General features: G+C 43.5%; 18 protein-coding genes. 7 read left to right on the top strand and 11 right to left on the bottom strand.

Features of this window, described 5'->3' with window-relative positions; genetic code table 11:
* Positions 1–235: 235 nt before the first annotated feature.
* From L0P89_RS15240 to L0P89_RS15230, 3 genes are all read left to right on the top strand, one after another.
* Positions 236–1,720, top strand: coding sequence for a serine hydrolase (locus L0P89_RS15240; RefSeq protein WP_262911457.1), 1,485 nt, complete (start codon positions 236–238; stop codon positions 1,718–1,720).
* A 264-nt stretch (positions 1,721–1,984) separates the two neighbouring features.
* On the top strand, positions 1,985–2,494 hold the full coding sequence (locus L0P89_RS15235; protein ID WP_235265973.1) for a hypothetical protein: 510 nt from the start codon (positions 1,985–1,987) through the stop codon (positions 2,492–2,494).
* Between the two features lie 146 nt (positions 2,495–2,640).
* The gene (locus L0P89_RS15230; protein WP_235265972.1) at positions 2,641–3,807 is read left to right on the top strand and encodes an alpha-hydroxy acid oxidase; all 1,167 of its coding nucleotides are present in this window, start codon (positions 2,641–2,643) and stop codon (positions 3,805–3,807) included.
* Here L0P89_RS15230 and L0P89_RS15225 read toward each other — a convergent pair.
* Together L0P89_RS15225 and L0P89_RS15220 are read right to left on the bottom strand one after the other, a co-directional pair.
* Positions 3,804–5,057, bottom strand: coding sequence for a glycosyltransferase (locus L0P89_RS15225; RefSeq protein ID WP_235265971.1), 1,254 nt, complete (start codon positions 5,055–5,057; stop codon positions 3,804–3,806). The two genes, L0P89_RS15230 and L0P89_RS15225, sit on opposite strands and share 4 nt — an antisense overlap.
* A gap of 440 nt (positions 5,058–5,497) precedes the next feature.
* Positions 5,498–7,009, bottom strand: coding sequence for a DEAD/DEAH box helicase (locus L0P89_RS15220; protein ID WP_235265970.1), 1,512 nt, complete (start codon positions 7,007–7,009; stop codon positions 5,498–5,500).
* Between the two features lie 242 nt (positions 7,010–7,251).
* Between L0P89_RS15220 and L0P89_RS15215 the strand changes: the two genes are divergently transcribed.
* Positions 7,252–8,115, top strand: a complete 864-nt coding sequence (locus L0P89_RS15215) for an RNA polymerase sigma factor RpoD/SigA (protein ID WP_235265969.1) — start codon at positions 7,252–7,254, stop codon at positions 8,113–8,115.
* A gap of 591 nt (positions 8,116–8,706) precedes the next feature.
* The gene (locus tag L0P89_RS15210) at positions 8,707–9,972 is read left to right on the top strand and encodes a hypothetical protein (protein WP_235265968.1); all 1,266 of its coding nucleotides are present in this window, start codon (positions 8,707–8,709) and stop codon (positions 9,970–9,972) included.
* 13 nt (positions 9,973–9,985) lie between these two features.
* On the opposite strand, the gene L0P89_RS15205 is transcribed toward L0P89_RS15210, so the two are convergent.
* From L0P89_RS15205 to L0P89_RS15175, 7 genes are all read right to left on the bottom strand, one after another.
* Complete coding sequence (locus tag L0P89_RS15205) at positions 9,986–11,269, bottom strand: YaiO family outer membrane beta-barrel protein (RefSeq protein WP_235265967.1); 1,284 nt, start codon at positions 11,267–11,269, stop codon at positions 9,986–9,988.
* Positions 11,269–13,650, bottom strand: a complete 2,382-nt coding sequence (locus tag L0P89_RS15200; protein WP_235265966.1) for a sulfatase-like hydrolase/transferase — start codon at positions 13,648–13,650, stop codon at positions 11,269–11,271. Before L0P89_RS15200 ends, L0P89_RS15205 begins: the two co-directional genes overlap by 1 nt.
* A gap of 10 nt (positions 13,651–13,660) precedes the next feature.
* Entirely contained in the window at positions 13,661–15,091 is a 1,431-nt protein-coding gene (locus tag L0P89_RS15195) for a glycosyltransferase family 2 protein (protein ID WP_235265965.1), read from the bottom strand.
* A 16-nt stretch (positions 15,092–15,107) separates the two neighbouring features.
* The gene (locus tag L0P89_RS15190) at positions 15,108–17,144 is read right to left on the bottom strand and encodes a HEAT repeat domain-containing protein (RefSeq protein ID WP_235265964.1); all 2,037 of its coding nucleotides are present in this window, start codon (positions 17,142–17,144) and stop codon (positions 15,108–15,110) included.
* 104 nt (positions 17,145–17,248) lie between these two features.
* Positions 17,249–17,629, bottom strand: coding sequence for a response regulator transcription factor (locus L0P89_RS15185; protein ID WP_235265963.1), 381 nt, complete (start codon positions 17,627–17,629; stop codon positions 17,249–17,251).
* Between the two features lie 8 nt (positions 17,630–17,637).
* Positions 17,638–18,048, bottom strand: a complete 411-nt coding sequence (locus L0P89_RS15180; RefSeq protein ID WP_235265962.1) for an Hpt domain-containing protein — start codon at positions 18,046–18,048, stop codon at positions 17,638–17,640.
* Positions 18,049–18,070: 22 nt separating this feature from the next.
* Positions 18,071–18,433: a hypothetical protein gene (locus L0P89_RS15175; protein ID WP_235265961.1), complete on the bottom strand. Its 363-nt coding sequence runs from the start codon at positions 18,431–18,433 to the stop codon at positions 18,071–18,073.
* 194 nt (positions 18,434–18,627) lie between these two features.
* Here L0P89_RS15175 and L0P89_RS15170 point away from each other — a divergent pair, with 194 nt between their 5' ends.
* Positions 18,628–19,923, top strand: a complete 1,296-nt coding sequence (locus tag L0P89_RS15170; RefSeq protein ID WP_235265960.1) for a dipeptidase — start codon at positions 18,628–18,630, stop codon at positions 19,921–19,923.
* A gap of 5 nt (positions 19,924–19,928) precedes the next feature.
* Here L0P89_RS15170 and L0P89_RS15165 read toward each other — a convergent pair whose 3' ends face one another.
* Complete coding sequence (locus tag L0P89_RS15165; RefSeq protein WP_235265959.1) at positions 19,929–20,327, bottom strand: acyl-CoA thioesterase; 399 nt, start codon at positions 20,325–20,327, stop codon at positions 19,929–19,931.
* 192 nt (positions 20,328–20,519) lie between these two features.
* Between L0P89_RS15165 and L0P89_RS15160 the strand changes: the two genes are divergently transcribed.
* Entirely contained in the window at positions 20,520–21,371 is an 852-nt protein-coding gene (locus L0P89_RS15160; protein WP_235265958.1) for a phosphatidylserine decarboxylase, read from the top strand.
* Here the strand turns inward: L0P89_RS15160 and L0P89_RS15155 are convergent.
* Positions 21,361–22,263, bottom strand: a complete 903-nt coding sequence (locus tag L0P89_RS15155) for a DUF72 domain-containing protein (RefSeq protein ID WP_235265957.1) — start codon at positions 22,261–22,263, stop codon at positions 21,361–21,363. The two genes, L0P89_RS15160 and L0P89_RS15155, sit on opposite strands and share 11 nt — an antisense overlap.
* Between the last annotated feature and the right edge of the window lie 47 nt (positions 22,264–22,310).

The following is a 22,310-nucleotide window of genomic DNA, read 5'->3' as shown; positions in this document are numbered from 1 at the left end:
TCGAAAGAGCTTGCGACTGAGAAATCTAGATTTCTCAATCGTCCACCCTTAAGTGGACTCATTTCGAAATGACAGCTGTTGATAATTCGTTGACGCCTTACAGATTATGAAAATGAAGGTTTACAAAAAATCACCGAATTTTGTAATTCAACGCAATAACGGAACCTGTGCTGAGCACAGTTGAAATAGTAAAACAAGACCATAACCATACGAAACCCTCCATTAGAAAAGCACAATGAAATTTTTCTTGTCAATTCTGTTCTTAATTCCCTTTTTGTTGTGGGGTCAATCAATAGATACCGATTCACTTGACAACTATATTTCTAAGTTGATGACAGAATACAACATGCCAGGTATGGCTATTGGTGTTGTGCACAACGACTCGATAATTTTTAAAAAAGGATTTGGTGTGACAAGTACAGAAAAAGGTTCACCCATCAATACCCAAACAGTGTTCCCGATTATGTCATGCACCAAGGCTTTTACAGCCACATGTTTGGGAATACTTGTAGACGAGGGAAAATTAAAATGGAATGACAAGGTAATCGAATATTTACCTGCTTTTAAACTTTCTGACCCATGGATAACCAAAGAACTAACGATTAGTGATCTGTTAAGTCATAGGTCTGGTCTTAGATTATTCGATGGAGATTTACTTTGGTATGGCACTAACTATTCAAGTGATGAAGTAATTGATAAAATTCAATACTATCCCATTGAGGGGGCTTTTAGGTTGGACTTTAACTATAACAATGTAATGTATGTTGTTGCAGGAAAAATCATTGAAAAAGTAAGTGGACTAGCTTGGAGTGAGTTCTTAAGAACTAAAATTTTTGACCCTTTAGGTATGAAAAATAGTTCAACTACAATATCAGAATTGACCAAAAGTGCCGATCACGCACTTCCGCATATTGCAAACAAACCCATTCAACCAAGAAGTGTTGACAATGCTGCCCCGGCAGGTGCCATCAATTCTACAATTGATGACATGTTGATATGGCTTCAAATGTACCTTAATGAGGGAGGGATTTTTGAAAAAAAAATAATTTCGAAAGAAACGTTTGAAACTATCACCAGCCCTAAAATAATCATAGGTGACAGAGGGTCTGAAGGTTATGGATTTGGGTGGTATATCGGTTATGAAAACAAACAAAAGGTCATATTTCATGGCGGTGGTATGCCGGGGTACAAATCCATGGTCGCCCTTTACCCAGAAAGCCGTTTAGGTATTGTGGTTCTCACCAATAAAATATCCTCGATAAATGAAGGGCTCATAAATATGATTTCCACCTATATCATTAAACCAGAATTAACGGATTGGTCAGAAAACAGAAAATACTTTTCATACTTTGGGTATTCATGGGACAACCCAAAAAATACTGACCTGAGCGTTAATCTCCCAAGCAATTTTTCCCAATACACAGGTTTATACGAAGATAACGTTTATGGAAAAGCATCAATCCGTTCCATAAATGGGAGAGGAATACTCAAACTTCTTCCAAGTGAAGAACTTTTTTCAGGTATTCTTTATCCCGTGGACAAAACAACGTTTAAAATCAAACTTAAGGATGAATTTTTGCCCGTAGGAGAGATCGTTTTCGAATTGGATAAAAAAGGAAATATAGAAGGTTTTAGAATGGAAATAGCTTCCGGGGATTTCAATTTTGATAATTTAAACTTTAAAAAAATAAAAACAGATGGTAACGGAGGCCATAAGTAATGGTACCGTTCTCGCCTACCCTTTGACAAGCTCAGCGGATGCGTCAGAAAATCTAGCTATTTCCAATGCCGCCCAAATCATAGCCGATACCGGTAACTAAACTACCCCCTCTGGTTTGCCTTCCCCTATTGTTTTTGCACGGTTATTACAAATTTCTTGTATTTTCATCCCACGGCCTATAAAACATAAAAAGCAGCATGTTAATTTTCAATACCCTGTAACAAAAACACTCTTAAATCGTGTTCCAGTAAAAAACAGACCTATATGAAACATAATAATCTTTTTGGATTTATACTACTGATTTCGGTTTTGGCATTTCAGGCCTCCGTGGCACAATCACCATGTGAAGATAGTACCAGTAAGGAATTCGATTTTGTATTGGGCAATTGGGAACTCTTTAGCCCTGACGGTAAAAAGCTTGGGGAACAGGTCTATGCAAAAGAGGCAGAGGGATGCTTGATCACGGAAGAGTGGACCACAATGGGTGGAATACCCGGCCATGGTATGACCTTTGTGGATCGAAATACGGGTCTTTGGCGACAGATTTATGTCAGTTCTTTGGGTCAACTCGACTATTCAGGTGGCATTGATGAACAGGGCGCCATGGTATTGGAAGGGACTATTTTTGTATATAAGGATAATAAGAGTTATCCCGTGCGTGGAATTTGGGCCAAACAAGATGATGGTACCATAAGGGAAGAGTTTTTGATGTACAACTCAAAAACAAATAGCTGGAATACGTTCTTTCTGGGCATTGCACATAAGAAGGAATAAACAACTACCCCAACAATACATACCGGTCATGCCCTACAAAAGTTGGTCACGGGTATAGGTTAAGCCAATAACAAAACGTTCCCTTTAATTTACCTACCCCAAGCCTTTCTTGGGCAGTTGTCGCCATTTTCTTGTATTTTCAACCCATGGCCAACAAAACACAATTGCAACGGTTTGCGAATCGCTACCCCCGCATCGAAGACCTGGCCCAAAAAGCCAAGAAAAGGGTGCCCCATGTGGCATGGGAGTATCTAGATGCCGGTACGGGCGATGAAAGCCTGTTGCACCATAACCGAACCGCCTTTCAGCACATTCGTTTTTTGCCCCGATTTTGCAAGGGGGTACTTGAGGCTACTACCCAAACCACCCTTTTTGGTAAAACATACAATGCCCCCATCGGTATGGCCCCCATCGGGTTGACCGGATTGCTTTGGCCCAGGGTCGAACACTATTTGGCCGCCACGGCCTATCGGTTACAGATCCCCTTTTGCCTGAGTACCGTGGCCACCGAAACCCCCGAAACGGTCGGCAGGCATGTGGGCGATATGGGCTGGTTTCAATTATATCCCCCAAAAGATAAAGACGTACGCAACTCGCTTTTGCAGCGGGCCAAAGAAGCGGGTTTCCACACTTTGGTGGTCACCGCCGATGTGCCCATGGCAAGCAGGCGTGAGCGCAGTAAACGGGCGGGGCTGACCATGCCCCCGAAGATAACGCCACGAATGCTTTGGCAGGGCATCACCCACCCCACTTGGAGCTACCAAACCCTTTTGCGCGGATTGCCCCGCTTGCGCGCCGTAGAACACTATACCAACAACAACGATATGAAGTTCGTGAGCGGGTTTGTGGGCAACCGTTTGGGCGGCACCTTAGATTGGGACTACTGCAAAGAATTAAAAGAAGCCTGGGACGGCCCCGTGGTCTTGAAAGGCATTTTACACCCTCAAGATGCGGCAAAGGCCATCGACAGCGGCATGGACGGCATTTATGTCTCCAACCACGGGGCACGGCAGTTCAACGGTGCCCTGACCGCCCTAGACACATTGCCAGCGATAGCCAAAGAGGTCAACGGTAAGGTGCCCATACTTTTCGACAGTGGTGTCCGCACAGGGTTGGACGTGATGCGTGCCCTTTATCTGGGTGCCGATTTTGTCTTGGTGGGCAGGCCTTTTGTTTGGGGTGTGGCCGCTTTAGGCAAATATGGGGGCGACCATGTGGCCAGCATCCTCATGGACGACCTACAGAACAACATGGTGCAATTGGGCGTCGAAACCATTGAAGCACTGAGAAAAGCGGATGCTGTTGTCGGTTAGCGCCCTTTGTTTTTTTCCTCGATCCATTTACCCATAAACTTTGTGGCGGCCAGTGATTGGTGCTGCAATAACTGCCCGATAAAATTTTGGGCGCGATGTTCGGCAAGGTCTTGGGTCAAGGCCGCGATTTTATCAAAAAGAGCTGCTTTTAGGTTTTTCGTAGGGTACAGCTTGTTGATGATGGCGACGCCGTTTTGTTGGGCCAGCTGCCATTGCGGTTTGTCGTTGTAAAGCTGCACCGCTACTTTTATGAAGTCCCCGTCGTCTTTGGCGATATGCCCGGCCCAAGGCAGTTGATCGTGCATGCCCTCGGCCCCGATGGGCGTGGTGACACTGGGGAGCCCATTTTGCATCGCATTGATGAACTTGCCCTTGATGCCCGCCCCAAAACGGAGAGGTGCCAAGTTGATTCGGGCTTTTTGAAGTACGGCATCTAAATCATCGACCCATCCCTTGACCAGAAAACCTTCGGTTTCATTATGAAACTGTTGAACGTGCTGTGGCAAATAGGCCCCATAAACCGACAAGGTGGCTTGGGGCAATTGCTTCCGTATATCGGGCCAGAGCGTTGTCTTCAACTGAACGATGGCATCTACATTCGGGGCATGCCTGCCATTGCCAAAACAGACAAAACCTCTTCGTGCCCCAAAAGGGGTCCAACCATTGATTTCGTTTTCAATCAATGGCGGCAGCATAAACGGTAGGTGCAGTATATGGGTCTGGGGCACTCCTACCCTATCTACCAACAATTGTCGCTCCACATCGCTGACCACCAAGGTCAGGTCTGAACGAAAAATACTGGCCATCTCACGTTTGGCCATATCAGAGGCCAACCAATGGCCCGTATCAAAAGGTTCTTGTTTTTTAATCGCGGTTTCGCGGTAATGGCGTAGGGAATGTAAATCTTCGGTGTTCAGTATCCGAAGGGCATTGGGTACATTTTCAGCAACCCGCCAACCAAACTGTTCTTCTACCATGAACCGGTCGAAAATGACCAAATCGGGCCGTAGTTGTTTGACCAATAGATCAAAACCAGAATCGTTCAGCCTGATAGCTACTTCGGTAACATCGAAAAGGGATAGATCACAAGCGTATTCCGTTTTGGTGGCCGTACTTCCGAAGAAAATTTGAAACCCCTTTTCCGTAAAGGCTGTCAACAATTGTAGCATCCGCTGCCCTGCAGCCGTGGTTGAGGGTTCAGGCCAGTTGTGGCCGATGATAAGGAGCTTTTTTTTGGGTTCTGGAGGCAAGGGTTGTTAGTTAGTTAGTAGTCTTTAGTTAGTAGTTAGTAGTTGATGGTTGGATTGTTGGAATTTGAGTTTTGGGTTTTGGAATTTGTTATTTGCTAAGGGTTTGATGCTTGATGTTTGATGTTGGATTGTTCGATTGTTGGATTTTGGGTTTTGGATTTTGGGTTTTGGAATTTGTTATTTGCTAAGGGTTGATGCTCGATGTTTGATGTTCGATGTTTGATGCTCGATGTTTGTTGCTCGATGTTTGATGCTCGATGTTCGATGCTCGATGTTTGATGCTCGATGTTTGATGCTCGATGTTTGATGTTTGATGTTTGATGCTTGATGTTCGATGCTCGATGTTGAATGGTTGGAATTTGGAATTTGAATTCTCAATTCTGAATTCTGAATTCTAAATTTTGCCCTTAACCCTTCACCTTTAACCCTTCACCCAGCGTTCACATCATCTCGGCAAACTTCTTAGAAATGTTCGAGCGCAATTTACGTTCATAATCTTCTTCGAGCCACTCTTTATAGTTTTTGGTATTGTTCATGATACAGTACGAATACTGGCGCACGCGGTAGGCAATTTCTTCTTTGAGCTCTTTGGCCAATAATCGGGCATCGAAGACATCTTCGCTGTTCTCGACACAGATTCTGGCGTGCTGTTCGATGCTTCTTTCGAGCACCAATTTAGATTTGAGTCCTTGTGCGAAGACCTTTTTATATTCTGCCTTGACATCAAAATCGATATTTTCCGATTTATTGAACTTCGATCGAAGTTCAGCAGGCATTTCATAGACGAACTCTCGCTCAATGTCTTCGTCGTTTTTGATGCTCTCCAAATAAAAATCGGGAAAATGAAAGATTTCTTGCCAATCGACAGGATCTTCCCAAGGGCCGAAACGGGCGATGTTGTTCCCCAAATCGACCACGTTGAACCGGTTCTTACCGGGAATGATACGCGAACCGCGACCAATCATTTGAAAATAAAGGGTCAGCGAACGGGTCGCCCTATTGAGCATTATGGTCTCGACCGTCGGTTCGTCAAAGCCCGTGGTCAGAATGCTCACAGAGGTCACAATGGCATCGGGTGTGTTGGCAAACCAGTCTAAAATCTCTTTCCGCTCCGTTGCATTGTTCCTATTATCCAAATGCCGAATATTATACCCAGCTTTTTTGAAGGTCTGATAGACATATAGGGAAGTATTGATACCGTTGTTGAAGATGAGTGTCTTGGTGCCTTTGGCTATTTCTTCGTACGCTGTCAACAGCTTGCCCAGCATGTTCTGGGCGCCATAGAACTCATCGGATGACTTGACCGTGTAATCGCCGTGAATACCCAGTTTCAGGGAGCGCAAGGTCACGTCATAGGTATGCAGCTCGGCCTTGGCCAAAAACTCGTTCTCGATCAACCATTTTATCGACCGCCCCACGATCAGTTTCTGGTAGTGGTCTTTCATGGGCAATTTGATGTTCGAACTCAAGGGGGTCGCCGTGACACCTAAAATATTGGCTTCCTCAAAATACTTGAACAGCTTTCTGAACGAATTGTAATGGGCCTCGTCGATGATGACCAATCCGATGTTCTTGATGCTTATTTTCTCTTCTTGCAGACGGTTATTGAGCGTTTCGACCATCGCGACAAAACAACTGTACTCATCTTGGTCTTCCAATTCTTTGACCTCGCTGTTGATGATCTTATTGGCCACCCCGAAACCGGTCAACATATTCGAAGTCTGACGGCTCAACTCGATACGGTGGGTCAAGATGACCACTTTTTTTTGGGTCTGCTCGATATACCGTCTGGTGATTTCAGAAAACACGACCGTTTTTCCGCCGCCCGTGGGCAATTGGTACAACAGGTTGGCACCTTCAGGCAGTTCAGCCAAAGAGGTAAAGATTCTGTTCAGGTCCTCTAGCTGATAATCATAAAGGGTTTTTCTAGAAATTTCTTTTTCAAACTCCAAATCAGGGGCAATTTCAGTTCATTAGCATCAAACCTTGCAAAATTAACGGTTTTTGTCCCTCGGGAAAAATATACCGTTATGCTTGGTCAAAATACTATCAACAACTTATCACCAATGCATCTATGCCACCGACCACAGTAAACTGAAAAGTTTTTGATAACAATAACAAATGTCATTTGGAAATTCGATGTTAAAACTGTATAATGAGCTCTTGTACATAATAGAGAATACCAAAGAAAAGAATGAGGCAACTTAAGATTATCAAGCAGGTTACCAACCGCGAATCCAAATCACTTGACAAATACCTACAGGACATCAGCAAAATAGACTTGATCACTGCCGACGAAGAGGTCGAATTGGCCCGGCGGATCAAGGCTGGTGATCAGAAGGCACTTGAAAAGCTGACCAATGCCAACCTTCGTTTTGTGGTTTCTGTTGCCAAGCAATACCAAAACCAGGGATTGAAACTCCCCGATCTGATCAATGAGGGCAATGTCGGGCTGGTCAAGGCCGCAAAGCGTTTTGACGAGACCCGTGGTTTCAAGTTCATCTCGTACGCCGTATGGTGGATCAGACAGTCCATTCTTCAGGCATTGGCAGAGCAATCACGTGTGGTACGGCTTCCGTTGAACAAAATCGGTTCCATAAACAAAATCAAAAAGACGTTTTCGTATTTGGAGCAGGCCCATGAACGGCCGCCATCTGCAGAAGAAATAGCCAAAGAGCTTGATATGACGGTCATGGAGGTCAAACAGTCCATCAAAAACTCGGGAAGGCATGTTTCGATGGATGCACCCTTAAAAGAAGGCGAAACCTCAAACCTCTATGATGTAATGCGGGCCAGTGAATCGCCCAGGCCCGATAGGGATTTGATGCACCAGTCGTTGAATACCGAAATCAACCGTGCGCTCGATACCCTATCGCCAAGAGAGGCCGATGTGGTACGATTGTATTATGGCATCGGAGATCAGCAATCGATGACACTCGAAGAAATCGGAAGCACTTTTGATCTGACACGGGAACGGGTACGGCAAATACGTGAAAAGGCCATACGCAAACTGCGCCATAACTCAAAAAGCAAAATCTTAAAGACGTACTTGGGCTAGTCTTCTAGTACTTGTAAGCAGAGACAGTGCCCTAAGAGCAGTTCAATTGGGCAATGTTATAAACAGTCAAGATTTCGTTCAAATCTTGTATGAAAATCTGATATGCAGCGTTATTATTGTCTTGATTGCTCATAGTCAAAGGGATTCATGTAAAACTTGGGTCGGCTATAGGTAATCTAATTCAGCCAGTTCGTTAATACTCAAAATCTCGTTAAGTTCTTGTAGAAAAGCAAGATACTCTTCACCGTAGGTATCGTACAACATAGTAGGTCAATTTAAAATTCGGTCTTTGCCATTCCTATAACGCTAAACTTAGAGCAAAGCTTGTGGGAGCACAATAAAATGTGGTGAATTTTATGTTTTTTGTTGTAAAACGTCTTAAAATGGGCAAAAATGCCCTTTTTGTTAAAATTTTGTGTGGTTTGCCACCGCTTTACATTATCGGCCAAAAGAAATTTTTCTCGATTAAAAGGGAAAACCATTGCCGTTTCAGCAATAAGCAACCCCCAAAATCGTTGTGTTTTTGGTAGTTATTGGCGAATGGCACCATCCTTCGAAATGCTACCGCACCAAGCAACAACACTGAAAACGATGACCTCCTACTCTATCAATATCATGGCTAAGCTATTGCTGTCAGTTTTGCTATTGCAAAGCACGGTACAGATCGCCCTTGCACAACAACCATCTTCTGTAGAACTCAACAGCTACAGCTTCAATGCCAAGCAAAGGAGTCATTTCATTGTTGCCGGACAAAAAGAGACCGTACAGCGTGGTCTGACCCTACTTCACTTCAGCACACCTACAACATTTGAATTCCGCACCTATGATACCTACGGAAGCGATGAAGAACTGACCGCAGCATTGGAAACAATGCGCACCATGAAAAAAAATGGAGCCCTATTTGCCATTCTCGCACATGATTCGGCCACCAAAGGTGCGTTTAAGCAATCGAAAGAGCTCACTGAAATGGAGTTTTCAAAACTGGCTTCCCTGAAAGGCCGACAGGCCTATGTCATGCACAACCTGAAAGGGGAAGTGTACGAGCTGCTCGATGATATCAAAGTGACATTGTCCATACCTGTTCCCAATGATATAAATGACGAACATATCTATTTTCCGAAGGAAACCTATGAATTCGAACCCAGTGCCGATAGGTACATTGCCCATGCCGGTGGTGCGATAGATGGTCACGCGTACACCAATTGCAAAGAGGCCCTTGACCAGAACTATGCCAAAGGGTTCCGTCTTTTTGAATTGGATATCATCAAAACAACAGACGGCAAAATGGTGGCCGCCCATGATTGGAACATGTGGTCACGATTTACCGATTATTCGGGCACATTGCCCCCTACCCTTGAAGAATTCAAGAAACACACTATTTATGGTGATTATACCACTTTAGATATGCAGGGCATCAATGACTGGTTCAAGGCACATCCCGATGCGATATTGGTGACCGACAAGCTTAGCGACCCCATGGCCTTTGCTGAAAAATTTATCGACAAAGACCGATTGATTATGGAACTTTTCAGCGAAATGGCCATTGAAGAAGCCTCGAGAAATGGTATCAAGCCCATGATCTCACAGACCCCATTGCTAAAATTGAAAGGTGATAAACTGAACTATTTGGCCATTAACAATGTTGAGTATGCAGCGGTATCACGAAGAATCATCCAACAGCAAAAAAAATTGATGCTGCAATTGCGGGATGCCGGCATCAAGGTCTATGTATATAACGTAAATTTTGACCCTGGAAAGGATGAACGGTATGTGTATGACAACGAACTCGGACTGGTGTACGGTATGTATGCCGATAATTGGGTATTTGACATACCTGAGGACAAGTCTTTAAAATAGCGGTGAAAAAATATCAGAAGTTGACCTCGTAGACAATGCCCGCGGTCACTCCCCAAAAGAAATTACCGGAGTCAGAGGCCAGTTCTTGCCTGCGAACCCCCAATCTGGCCCGATAGATATTCGGATTATCCTTTCCCGTGAACTGATATTCGAGATTCAGACGTTGCGACTCTATAAAAAACAGTGTTTCGGCCAATAATCGATCATCAGCGACTATTTGCCGCAGTTCGGGCGAGACACCCATGCCCACATTGATGCCCATGAAGTTTTGGGCGTCCTTTAAATATTTGCGCACCAAAAGATTGCCCGAAACACGGGTCAGTCCGTCCGGTCTTGGTGTGATGAACGAACGTAACGAGAAATAGTAATTGCCCCGGTAATGGCCCAAAGAATTGGTAATGGCCTTGATGTCACTACTATTGGTCACGATATAGCGCCCGCCTGCCGAGAATTCGAGGGCCCAGGGTAAGTTGACATAAAGATCGCCACCCACCTTATGTTTGGGAAATAGATCAGAATTGGAATATCCATAGTTCAGATACGCATAGAAGCGTTTTGAGAACTTGGGCCAGAAATCGATATCGTACTGCACCCCCTGTCTGCCCAAGCGGTTGCTATAATTGATTCTGGGCATGATGCTACCCACCGAGGTCTGCCGTCGATAAAAAACGCTCGATAAGAGCTGTGGCTCAAATTGTTCGCTGAATACAGTAAGCGCATTGTTGACCGATATTCTATTGCGCAACGCCTTTTTGTCAGAAGTTTCCTTTTTTTGGACAGCCTTTTTTGCTTTTTTCGACTTGATGGACACTACTGTCGACTCTTGGTTGTACCAGCCTTTTTCAGGATAGTCGCGGTTCTCGATATGCGCCCTGGCCATGAGGGCCAGCCGTTCTATTTCATCATCGCTTTTAAGGTAAGACAGGGCCTTGTTGGCCAACCCCAAGGCTGTGGCACCTTCTTTGGCGTAGAGTTCGTTCTTGATGGCGGCAATCCAGATATCGCGGTCATTTCGCTCTTTTGAGGTCGCTTTGTTGAATTCGGTCCTGGCTTTTTCATATTGCCCGGCCCAACTATAGGTACTCGCCAACAACGATCGTGCTTGTACGTTATCAGGACTTTTGGCAAGTACATTAAGAAGTATTTTTTTGGCAGATCCATGGTCACCTTCATAGGCCAAATGATGTGCATCTGTGTAAGAGGTCTCGCCCATATCGGTATAGGCGAAGTCTTGGCCCCATGCCAAATAGCCAAGGAGAATTAACAACAATGGTATATATGTTTTTTCTTTCCCCATTATTGGTCTAGAGATGCCACCACATCTTGTTTTTCTGGTTTTTTACGTGTCTTTGCCAATGATACCCCTGCTTTTCTAGCTTCTCTTTTTGCCCTTGCGATCTTATCGGCAATCTCATCGACACTTGAGCTATTGCGCTGTACCTGTTCTACGAGTTGTAAGGCTTCTTTGTGCCGTGCATCCCAAAAATAGACGTCGAACAGTGCTGCGTATGAATCGATGTAATTGGGATTCTGATCGATGCATTCTCTCAATATTTCTATTGCTTTTTCCCGATTTCCCCTCCATGCATTCACCCGGCCCGTAAGTACCTTGGTGTCAATATGGCTCGGACGCTCTGAAAGAATGTAACGGCATAACAACAATGATTTGTCATACTCATCATCAAATGCCAAGTCTCTGGCGATCATGTAGTAGGTATCAGAGTTGAATCCGTTGTAAAGGCTGTTAATCCACACAATCTCACTGTCGGTGAATTTTTCTTTTTTGATGGTAAAAATGGCAAGACTATCGGGTATGATCCTATCATTGGTGGTCACATAGGCGTTCATCGATTTGAACGCATTCAGCTTTTGTTCAATTTTAGAACCTCCCAATGCACTGTTGAAATTCATGTCTTCATCAATTTCATATACCGAACCATCTGAGTAGACTTTTTCTCCACTCACATATTCTTTCAATTCATTTTTATTTCGCATCAACGGTATATCTTTGGTGCTTCTGAACTCTTCATACGTATCAAGGGCACCGCCCATCCAAGCCACTTTTTTGGGCATTTTCATTTCGTATTGGCTTTCTAGCAGGGCCAACAGGGTGGGCGCCACATCAAAGTGGGAAGAAACCGAACTCATCTTTCTGGTCTCTTTCAGCATTGGGCTGTACACTATCAAGGGCACATGAAACCTGCTTATCGTGTTTCGTTGGGGTATGGGTATCAACCTATGGTCGCCCGTGATGACAAAAATGGTGTTCCCATAATTGGGCAGCTTTTTATACTCTTCGATTACGAACTTTAACGCATCATCTGTATATAGCAGTGTGGCAAAAATATTGCTGTTCTTTTTAATGACTCTTTTCGTTTTTGAGTCATGGCCGCTACCAGGCAGTAACTCTTTCACTTTCTTTTCATAATGGTCTTGGTTCGGGGGTATGAAGGGCTCATGGTTGCTAATGGTCATATAGACCTCCATTCTGGGTTTATCGCTATCGCGGGGTAAGGTCATGCTCTTTCTGAACAATTCCCTGTCAGGGTACCCCCATGACGACCCATTGGCATCTTCAGACTGTATTTGGTAATCGACCCCAAAACCGGACTTATCGAGAACAAAGTCAACATTTTCGCTAAGAAGAAAACGATCTACCCCATCAAAGGCGCTATTGGTGCCTTGATAGAACGAGGTGTGATAACCATTGTTCTTCAAGATGCTGAACAAGGTCAGCTTGTTCGGATATTTTTCAAGCTCCATAAAACCACTCTTCCCAAAGGGCAACGAACCCGTAATCGCGGGCAACACCCCAAACGTACGACCAGTGGTGCTCAAACAGTTTTCCCAATAGAGCGATTGCTGGCTGAGGGAATCCAAGAAGGGCGTGAAACCTCCAAATTCAGCTCCTTCGCCGACAAAATCGCGACCCAATCCTTCCACGATGATCATAACGATGTTGGGTTTTTCTTCCTTCAGTTCAAAATACCCACCCAATACGTTTTCGGTATGTTGCGACTTGATCAAGGGATATTCCACATCGGCTTCGTACGAGGTGTCTTCTGTTGTTGAACGGTAAAGGTTCAATGCCAAGTATTGGGTCTTACTTTGATTGATGGGCTTTCCATCCAAAAAAAGCGTAGAGATGAACAGACTGAAAAGAATGATGGTAAACGGATACATTCTACCGATATGGTGGTAATACCTCGAAGTCAGTTTGTACAGCCCAAAGAATGCCGCAATAATGGCCACCAGCCCCAAAATGGGCAAAAAGGAAATGCCTCCCGAGTTTGATACCGTCTCTTTGATATCGGCAAAGCTATAGCCCAATAAATCAGACCCCAACGGGACAAGGGCCGTACAATAATAGGCAATGAGCATGGCCTCAATGATCAATAAAAGGGCAAGCAGTACAAAAACGAGGTTGAACCCGTACCTAGGTCTTAGGTTTTCCCAAAAATTAAAGGGGAATAGCAGTATCACGGCCATAACAGAGGCGAAACCCAATTGGTGCGCGACAGCAATGAAAAAACTGGTGCTGAATATAGCCTCTACCACCCCTTTGAAATAAAGAATGGTATATTGACAAACCGATAACAGCAACAGGCACAGAAAGAATGCAATGGTCAGTCTTGTGTACTGCTTTAAGGTATATCTATCGAGTTTACTTGTATTCATATCAAAACATTTAAGTGGCCCTTACCAAACCTTTGCGTACTTGTACACCCCAGCCCGTTTTTCTTCTGAACAGTTTTGTCATGTTGCCCCTTACTGAGGCCCAAACGACCAGTGGATGAAATGTGAACGGTTCGATCATCGCGCAAAACATAAGAATCAGAATGTCTTTCGTTTTTCTGTACTCGTTATAGGTATAGACATCCCAAAGAATGGCATAGAACGAGAACATGATCGAAAACATGTATATGGTAGCCGTCAGTGCAAAGAAAAAATCCCAGTTCAAGATGCCCAGATACCAAAAAATTACGACGGAGAAAAAGCCAAAAAACTCTAATAACGGTGCCGACCACTCATAGAAAAACCAGTAGGGATAGCTAATCAGCCCCAGCCTACCAAATTTTGAGTTGAAGAACATGTCTTTGTGCTTGTATAGCGTTTCTAGATTGCCACGGGCCCAACGGTCACGCTGGTTTATCAATATGTTTGCATCTTCGGGCACTTCGGTCCAGCATAACGGATCGGGAATATATTCTATCGTATAGGGTTCTCTTCGTTCGTGCATATAGCGGCGCATCTTGAAGACAATCTCCATATCTTCACCGACGGTGCCGGTATCGTAGCCGCCGGCGGCCAAGGCGATTTCACGATCAAAAAAGCCAAAGGCCCCTGAAATGATCAAAAGGCTGTCGATTCGCCCCCATGCCATTCTTCCCAAAAGAAACGAACGGGTGTACTCAAGCAACTGAAACCGTGCCAGCCAACTCTTTGGCAGGCGTATTTCTTCTAAAGTGCCCCCAGAAATCTTACACGAATTGGCCACCCGAATGACACCACCGACCGCTATAACCCTTTTTTTTGTGCGCTGAAAGAAGTTTTTCACTACATGCAACAAGGCATCGGGCATCAATAGGCAGTCTACATCAATACAGCCCACATATCGGTTTTCTGAAAGATGCATCCCAATATTGAGCGCATCTGACTTGCCTCCGTTTTCTTTGTCTATTACGGTCAGTTTTGAGAACGTGCGATGCTTTGATTTATAGATACCCCTGATCGGCTTGGCTTTCAAATTGGGGTCAATGGGTCGCTCAACCCTTTCAAGTCCATAGGCTTCGATCATTTTTGGCAACGTGTTGTCTTTGCTGCCATCATTGACCACCATTACCTCGTAGTTCACATATTTGAGCGATAAGAGCGAGCGAACACTCTCCACAATGGTCAGTTCTTCATTATAGGCGGGCGCGATGATCGTAATGCCAGGGGCCAAAGGAGATGCCATTACCTTTGACAGGTCACCAAAGCTGTTTTTGTTTTTATAGTGAATGGAATTTCGAGTAGACAGGTAGCCCATAAAACTGAACGCCACGAACAATACCGTGGTAAACATCAAAAAGACAATGTTGATGTACTCAAGAATGATATTGAACAGTCCGCTATCCATTCTTTCTTATCTCGTTTTAATCAGAAAAAGTACCGTCTTGATGCAAGAAAAATTCATCGGCCAACTCGAAATTAAGCTCGTCATCTTCTTCTCTTGAAGGGTCGATACCAAATTCATCATGCAGAAAACACAACTCCATGGGCATCAACCCATCTTCGTCTTCCCCAGATTTTTCAACTCCGGTAGCCATGATCGCCTCTTCCAATTCTTCAGAATGCAATGGTTCTTTTTCGGTGGTTACAGGTCTGACCGTTGATTTTTCAGGGTCTTCTTCAATTAAAGATTCTTCTGAGGTCAATTTCTTAAGTAGCTTTTCTTTGGCATCTTTGGCCTGCTTGGCCAATTTTGGATCCTCATCTTGAGACAATTCTTCAAGCATGGCCAAATCGCGTTCATCGCCCACTGAAGCCATTTCTTTCAATAGGGCCATTTTTGAAACCTGATCGGTTGCATATTCAAACAACGGATAGAAAATACTGTCGTTTGCCCCGACCAACAGCTCTTTTGAATCGTAAAATGGTTCTTCTTCGACGGGTGGTATTTCTTTGGATGGGCTCTTGAGGTTTTTCAGCATTTTGAATATACGGAAACCTGACTCTGAGCTTTCCTCCTGCTCTATCAAATCTTCCAATACGGGAATATCTCGATCCGAGTTGGAAACCTCTAAAGTATCGATGAGCATTTCTCGTTCTGGGGGCGACATTCTTTGGTATTCTTCCTTAAGATCATTTTCACCCTGTGGCTTTTGCTCTTCTTCGGCTTCTGCATTGACCAAACCCAGCTGCGTATTGATAGCGTCATCAAGGCCTTGTTCGATCGGGCCTATTTCGAAATCAGTCTTGTCATGGTCAAACGTCATTATTCTTTCACCATCATCTTCTCGCTCCTCTTCTTTGATCGAGATGGTATCAGGATCGATCTCAAAGACTTCGATATCTACTGAAAGCTCGTCGTCATTGATATTTTCAACTCCCGCCTCCCCAGAATCTTCGACAGTACCGTTTTCATCTTTGGCATTTTTCACAAAAGCTTTAAGTTTTTTATCCAATCGGTCTTTGGTGTCTTTCTTGAATTTTGACATAATATCTTTGGTGGGAATAATGGTATCGGGCACTAGATCATTGATGGCGGTCAAGGCCTTGGTACGCACCATAAAAGACGGTTCATGCTTTTCTGCCTTGAGCAGAAACTCAATTTCACTTTCACTGCCCAGTGTGGCGATGGCATCCAAAATCTCAATTTTGACCATTTCACTACAACTTCGAAATACTGCTTTCAATGGTTTAAGGGCCTTTAGCATACAAAACTCCTTGATACAGCAAATAGCTTCAGACTTTATATAATCGTCTTTGTGCTTGATCAGTTCAATGATCGATTTTTCGGCATTATTTTGGTTGTAGTGGCGCATCAACCTAAGAGAAAACAACACTACATCGCGATTTCTGGAAATCAACCAGGTAGCGAATCGGGGCGGACGAAAATTCTCCATCCCCCTCAATTCTTCCATTATTTTCAACTGTTGCCATTCTGATATGCCATATCGGGTGGTATCCAAAAAATGACTGATGCCCTCTGGTTTCAATGAAACTGTGGAAATCTCCGCTTGCTTTCGTATGACACTTCTACGGTCATTCAGAAATTTGGTGATAAACGGATAGGCATCCACCCTTTGCATTTGGGTGAGCTCGAGAATACCCTGTGAAACGATCTCCCAACGCCAACTTTTCAATTTTCGATAGGCATCGAGGTGAAGCCCCAGTTCATCATACAACCTGTGCAATTTTTTTCTGGTCTCTCCTGATACATCTTTCTCCAAGTCCAACAAAATCTCTGAAAGTATTTTTCTAAAGGCGTGATTTTTCAAGGCATCCCTAATCTCGATTTTCAGCTGTATGTAACTTTTTTGTTCTTCAACAGGTCCCTTATCGTCATGAAAGAGAAAATTGCTGATAATCGGGGCCAGTTCTTTTTTCTTTGTGGAAAGTTTTTGAACGTTGAGTGAAATCTTTCTTTTGAAAAAGAAGATAAAAAAGAAGTATAGGACACCCAGCACCGTGAACAAAATGGTGAGATCCCAAAGTAGATCGGTATGTATATGGGGGAGGTTGATGAGTGGTAGTTTAGTAGTTTGGTTTGTTTGGTTTGGTATTTAATTTATCAACTGGTATTCACTGCCTTCAATGCCCGTGAGACCCTTACCAATAGCTCGGAAGGGCTTATGGGTTTTGAAAGAAAATCGTTGGCGCCCAATTCAAAGGCGTTGAGAATATTCTCATCATTTGAGGCCGATGATATAAGAATGATAGGCATATTGGCTTTCAGATCATTCCTGATATGACCGACCAACTCAATGCCCGAAAAATAGGGCATCATAATATCGCTGATCATGATATCGGGCAATGCCTTTTCAAGTGATTGCTTGACCTCCAATCCGTTTGATACAATACCCACTTCATATCCTTCTTTCTCTAACCAAAACTGCAGTAAAGAGGCAAGCATTTCATCGTCTTCGGCCAATAAAATTTTTCTATCTCTCAAAATCCAATCTATATTTCTTCTTTTTGCATTCGCTTGTACTCACTATCCATCTGTTTTTCGAGAACGGTATATTCTTCAATGAAAAGATTGTACAAGAAGTTCATATGCTTTTCGTCTTTCTCTGTTTTACTCGCGAGGTGTAATTGCTCCACAATCTGTAACAGACCATTGGCCTTCATCATTTTCAATCCAGATTTCATCTTATGGCAAGCAAAACCAAGTGCTTTCATATCATCATTGGTCAAATGCACTTTGACATTGCCAACAAATTCGAGTACATTTTGTTTGAACAACCGAATCAATTCTTCCAACAACGCGGTTTGTCCCATGCATTCTTGTAACAATCCCTGCAAGTCATAACTTTTCTCAAGGTCTTTAAAATGTGATTCGATTTCTGCGGGGGTGATCTTTGTTTCCATAACTATGCTATTTTGTGAACCGTTATTTTTGAGTTTTAGTGGTATTGAGCACATCTCCAATGTTATTGGAGACCAATTGTATTCTTTTTACGAGCATACGCTGCGTCGGGTCCAGGTCTGATTCCCTTAATTGTGCAATCAATTGTTGAAGTTCATCCAAAGAAACTTTTGACTTCAACAAAGTCGATTCGAAAGCTGTCTCTTTAGGCAGTTGCTCGACTGCCAAGTCAGTTTCGGCCAGACCAAAAATGTTTTGGTGAAGTCTTTCTTGCAGCACCATGTAGTGCTGTTTAAGTTGTATCGCTTCTGAAATCTTTAACTCTTCGTAAGAGAAATGTTCGAGTTCGGTCCCTAGTCTGTCCAAATGGTTGAGTAGCCTCATCATTAAAATCTTCGTCTTGCATTCAAACGCCCGGCACTCAATACTTCATCAAAGAATGGTAAAAGGGCCTTGCGTTAAAAAACTGGTAATTACAGCATTAAAACTCTTCATTTAACTTAGTCCAGACAATTATTTGTTATGTGGTTTCGCAATTTTGTTGTCAATTCGCTTTATTTGTAGGTGTAAAATTTTTCAAGTTGCGAGTTCACTATTTTTTAATTGCCTTTTTTCTTTTGGCCTCATGTGCCGAAAAACCAAAAAAACAAGAAGATGATTTGGTGAAAAAGGCAAAAGAGATACATCAAAGAGTCATTACCATTGATACCCATGTCGACATCAATGTGAAAAACTTTACCGATAGTATCAACTACACCCAAAGACTGAAAACCCAGCTCGACCTGCCCAAAATGAAGGAAGGCGAATTGGATGTTGTCTGGCTTATCGTCTATACAGGGCAAGATTCGCTAAACACCGAGGGCTATGCCAGGGCCGAGGCCAACGCGATGGCCAAGTTCGCAGCCATTCACAGGCTTTGTGAAGAATATGCGCCCGAACAAATAGAATTGGCCCTGAACCCAGAAGATGTCAATAATATCAATGCCAAGGGCAAGTTGGTAGCCATGATAGGCGTTGAAAACGCTTACCCCGCTGGGGAAGACCTTTCAAACTTCGAGAAATACCATGAGATGGGGGCGCGCTATGTATCACTTTCCCATAATGGGCACAGCCAATTTTGCGACTCGAATACGGGTGAGGAAAATGGCGAATGGTTACATAATGGTTTAAGTGAATTGGGTGAAAGTGCTGTAAATGAGTTGAATAGACTAGGAATAATGATTGATGTTTCGCATCCTTCAAAAGAAGCGATGAAACAAATGGTCGCCCTTTCAAAAGCCCCGATCATTGCATCACATTCTTCGGCAAGGGCACTTTGCGACCATAGTAGAAATCTTGATGACGAGCAATTATTGCTCATGAAAGAAAATGGTGGCGTGGTACAGACCGTGGCTTTAGGTGCTTACTTGAACGCCGAGAAACATGAAGCACGTTCAGCGTACATGAAAGAGATCTATAAAAAAGTTGCCGATTCATTGAACATCGAATGGTTTGAACGTTCACAATTCAGTCAATTGACCGCGGCCCAGAGAGAGGCCTTTATCGATAATTACCGCAAGGTGGTAACTATTTCAAAAGATTTGGCCGCTAAAAATCCGAATGCCCCTGCAGCCGTAGATGTTTCAGACTTTGTCGACCACATTGACTATATGGTCGATTTGATCGGCATTGACCACGTGGGTATCAGCTCTGACTTTGATGGTGGTGGGGGCATCGAAGGCTGGTCAGATGCCTCTGAAACCCAAAATGTTACTATAGAATTGGTGAAAAGGGGCTACAACAGGGAAGCTATTTCGAAGTTATGGGGCGGCAACCTTTTGCGCGTGCTTGACGAGGTACAAACAGTGGCCAAAGAAATTCAGACCAACCCAGGCTAACCTATCTAGTTTTCTTGACCGGCCAATCGATCTTCGACGTACTCTACCTTTGTTTTGCCATGGGGTGACGGTTTTCCTTTCTCATCCAAATTCACCAAAATAATGTTATCAACGGTCAAAATGGTCTCTAAGGTCATCTTGTTACGTACCTCACAGTTTAAGTTTAAAGAAGATTTTCCGAATTTGACCACCTCGATCCCCAGTTCGATGATATCGCCCTCAACGGCAGAGCTCATGAAATTGATCTCTGACATGTATTTGGTGACAACCCGTTTATTTTCAAGCTGTATTATGGCATAGATGACGGCTTGCTCATCGATCCATGACAGTACCCGGCCGCCAAAAAGTGTTCCATTGGCATTTAAGTCTTCAGGCTTTACCCATTTTCGGGAGTGAAATCTCATTGCTGACAATTTTGGTGCAAAGGTAAGGGCAAATCATATCCGATTAAAAAACCTGAGTACCTAACACGACATATTTCACTATTTATAAAGTTTGTTAAGCTTTAAATAAAGTTTTCTTAATTGATTGGGCACTAATTCGATAAAAAAATAAATTGAGAACGTCAATTAACAAAAACGAACTGTCTAACCAAAGTGGAAGCTATAAACAATTATTATTCAGATCCGACCTTTACCGTTTTTAAAGTACCCTCTTGGAGGGCAAGATTCTACAGATTTTTATCTGTGGATGTTTGGGGTGCATTACCCAGTCATTTACAGCGAAAAATTTCTACCGCATACACGACGCTCTATCAAAAGAGATTTTCGAAATACATTATCAGTCCGTATCTGTGGTTGAACTATTCTGATAAGACATACTTAGACAAGTTCAAACCGCCCATGGGCAAAGAGGCCTATGATAATTTTCAAGATTTTTTCACGCGTGAGTTCAAGGTGATGCCCGATAATCCTAGTCCGTGGGTATGGCCCTGCGAGGGACTGCTCTGCGATATGGGACATGTAGATGGCCTACAAGAGTCAAAAGTCAAAAGTGATACACGGCGAATAGACGTAATATTCGGAGTTGAAAAAGACCTCATTCCCAAAGAGCATGTCTTCACCAATGTATTCTTGCACAACAAAAACTATCATCGCATACATTCACCTATTTCGGGCACCATAAGCCGTATTCAACATGTGCCCGGTGACTTAGTGGTACTAAGACCTTGGATCTATAAGCAAAATCCATCACTGCCCGCATTCAGAAATGAACGCTATAACATTGACATCACCGATGAAATGGGCAGGGTATGGTATCTTTCGATAGTAGGTGGTCCGGCGGTAGGCACCATTGAACTGGGCAAGAACATCAAAGTTGGCAGTACCGTAGAGAAGCTGCAAGAACTGTCAATTTTTTACTTGGGTTCTACCTGTTGTATGGCCGCTCCACTGGCCCCACGATTTCACGAAAAAAATACGTTTGTAGAAGTCGGTGCTAGTTACTGAAAAGCGTCGATTTTTCACCGCCCAGGGTTTTGGGTATCTGTAAGTCTGACCCCAACATTTTGTTACAGTTGTCGATAAAATACGCTGAGAGCAACGGAGACTCAAGTTCAAGGTTCTGGTGTACAAAGAAATGAATGTTACGAAGCCCCTGCCCTTTCCATTGAACAAGTCGATCTACCCAATCATCAAGCCGTTCATAATCTGATTCGTGGTTGGCACCTACATAACGAACAAATGCCTCATCATTGGTCAATCGCATATGCAACAGGTCTCTACGGCCCGCAGTATCGACAAGCACATTGGCCATATTGTTTTCTTCAAGCAGATGATAAAGCTCTTGGGCCGCTTTTTCATCATTGAACCAATCGGTGTGCCTAAACTCTATGGCAAGTGAAAATTCTTTGGGCCAGTAGTCTACAAAGCGAACCACCCTATCAAAATCTTTTGGTGAAAAATTGTTGTGCATTTGAAGAAAAATAGTGCCCAACTTTTCCTTCAATAATGAAGTGACTTCCAAATAACGGTCAACCGTTTCATAGACCCTTTCGTTCAACCTTCGCAGATGGCTTATCTCATTGGTAATCTTTGGAAAGAACTTGAAATTCGATGGCGTCTTGTCATACCATTTTTCATATTGTTCGGCAGGAAAAATTCTGTAAAACGTAGCATTAAGCTCGATACTATTGAATTGGCTCGAGTAATAGGTCAATTCATCTTTTGTTCCCCTTGGATAGAAATTCTTCAGGTCTTGTCGGTTCCATTTTGCACAGCCTACATAAGTGCTCAACGGTTCGGTATTGGCCGTTCTTGACAAAACCACATCGGTCATCGGATTATCGAGCGGTAAAGTGAAATCGACCAGCTCTGGGCGCTCTACTTTTCCAAATTTCATGGCAGCGTTTTATCCAATAAATATACTGAAAAAATATCCGCAAAAAG

This window comes from Muricauda sp. SCSIO 65647 (assembly GCF_021534965.1).
Taxonomy (GTDB): Bacteria; Bacteroidota; Bacteroidia; order Flavobacteriales; family Flavobacteriaceae; genus Flagellimonas_A.
This window is presented reverse-complemented; position numbering and strand designations above follow the sequence as displayed.

Excerpts from the sequence above, each read along its gene's own strand:
- L0P89_RS15240 (WP_262911457.1), top strand. The coding sequence starts at position 236 with ATGAAATTTTTCTTGTCAATTCTGTTCTTAATTCCCTTTTTGTTGTGG.
- L0P89_RS15235 (WP_235265973.1), top strand. The coding sequence starts at position 1,985 with ATGAAACATAATAATCTTTTTGGATTTATACTACTGATTTCGGTTTTG.
- L0P89_RS15230 (WP_235265972.1), top strand. The coding sequence starts at position 2,641 with ATGGCCAACAAAACACAATTGCAACGGTTTGCGAATCGCTACCCCCGC.
- L0P89_RS15215 (WP_235265969.1), top strand. The coding sequence starts at position 7,252 with ATGAGGCAACTTAAGATTATCAAGCAGGTTACCAACCGCGAATCCAAA.
- L0P89_RS15210 (WP_235265968.1), top strand. The coding sequence starts at position 8,707 with ATGACCTCCTACTCTATCAATATCATGGCTAAGCTATTGCTGTCAGTT.
- L0P89_RS15205 (WP_235265967.1), bottom strand. The coding sequence starts at position 11,269 with ATGGGGAAAGAAAAAACATATATACCATTGTTGTTAATTCTCCTTGGC.
- L0P89_RS15200 (WP_235265966.1), bottom strand. The coding sequence starts at position 13,650 with ATGAATACAAGTAAACTCGATAGATATACCTTAAAGCAGTACACAAGA.
- L0P89_RS15195 (WP_235265965.1), bottom strand. The coding sequence starts at position 15,091 with ATGGATAGCGGACTGTTCAATATCATTCTTGAGTACATCAACATTGTC.
- L0P89_RS15180 (WP_235265962.1), bottom strand. The coding sequence starts at position 18,048 with ATGGAAACAAAGATCACCCCCGCAGAAATCGAATCACATTTTAAAGAC.
- L0P89_RS15175 (WP_235265961.1), bottom strand. The coding sequence starts at position 18,433 with ATGATGAGGCTACTCAACCATTTGGACAGACTAGGGACCGAACTCGAA.
- L0P89_RS15165 (WP_235265959.1), bottom strand. The coding sequence starts at position 20,327 with ATGAGATTTCACTCCCGAAAATGGGTAAAGCCTGAAGACTTAAATGCC.
- L0P89_RS15155 (WP_235265957.1), bottom strand. The coding sequence starts at position 22,263 with ATGAAATTTGGAAAAGTAGAGCGCCCAGAGCTGGTCGATTTCACTTTA.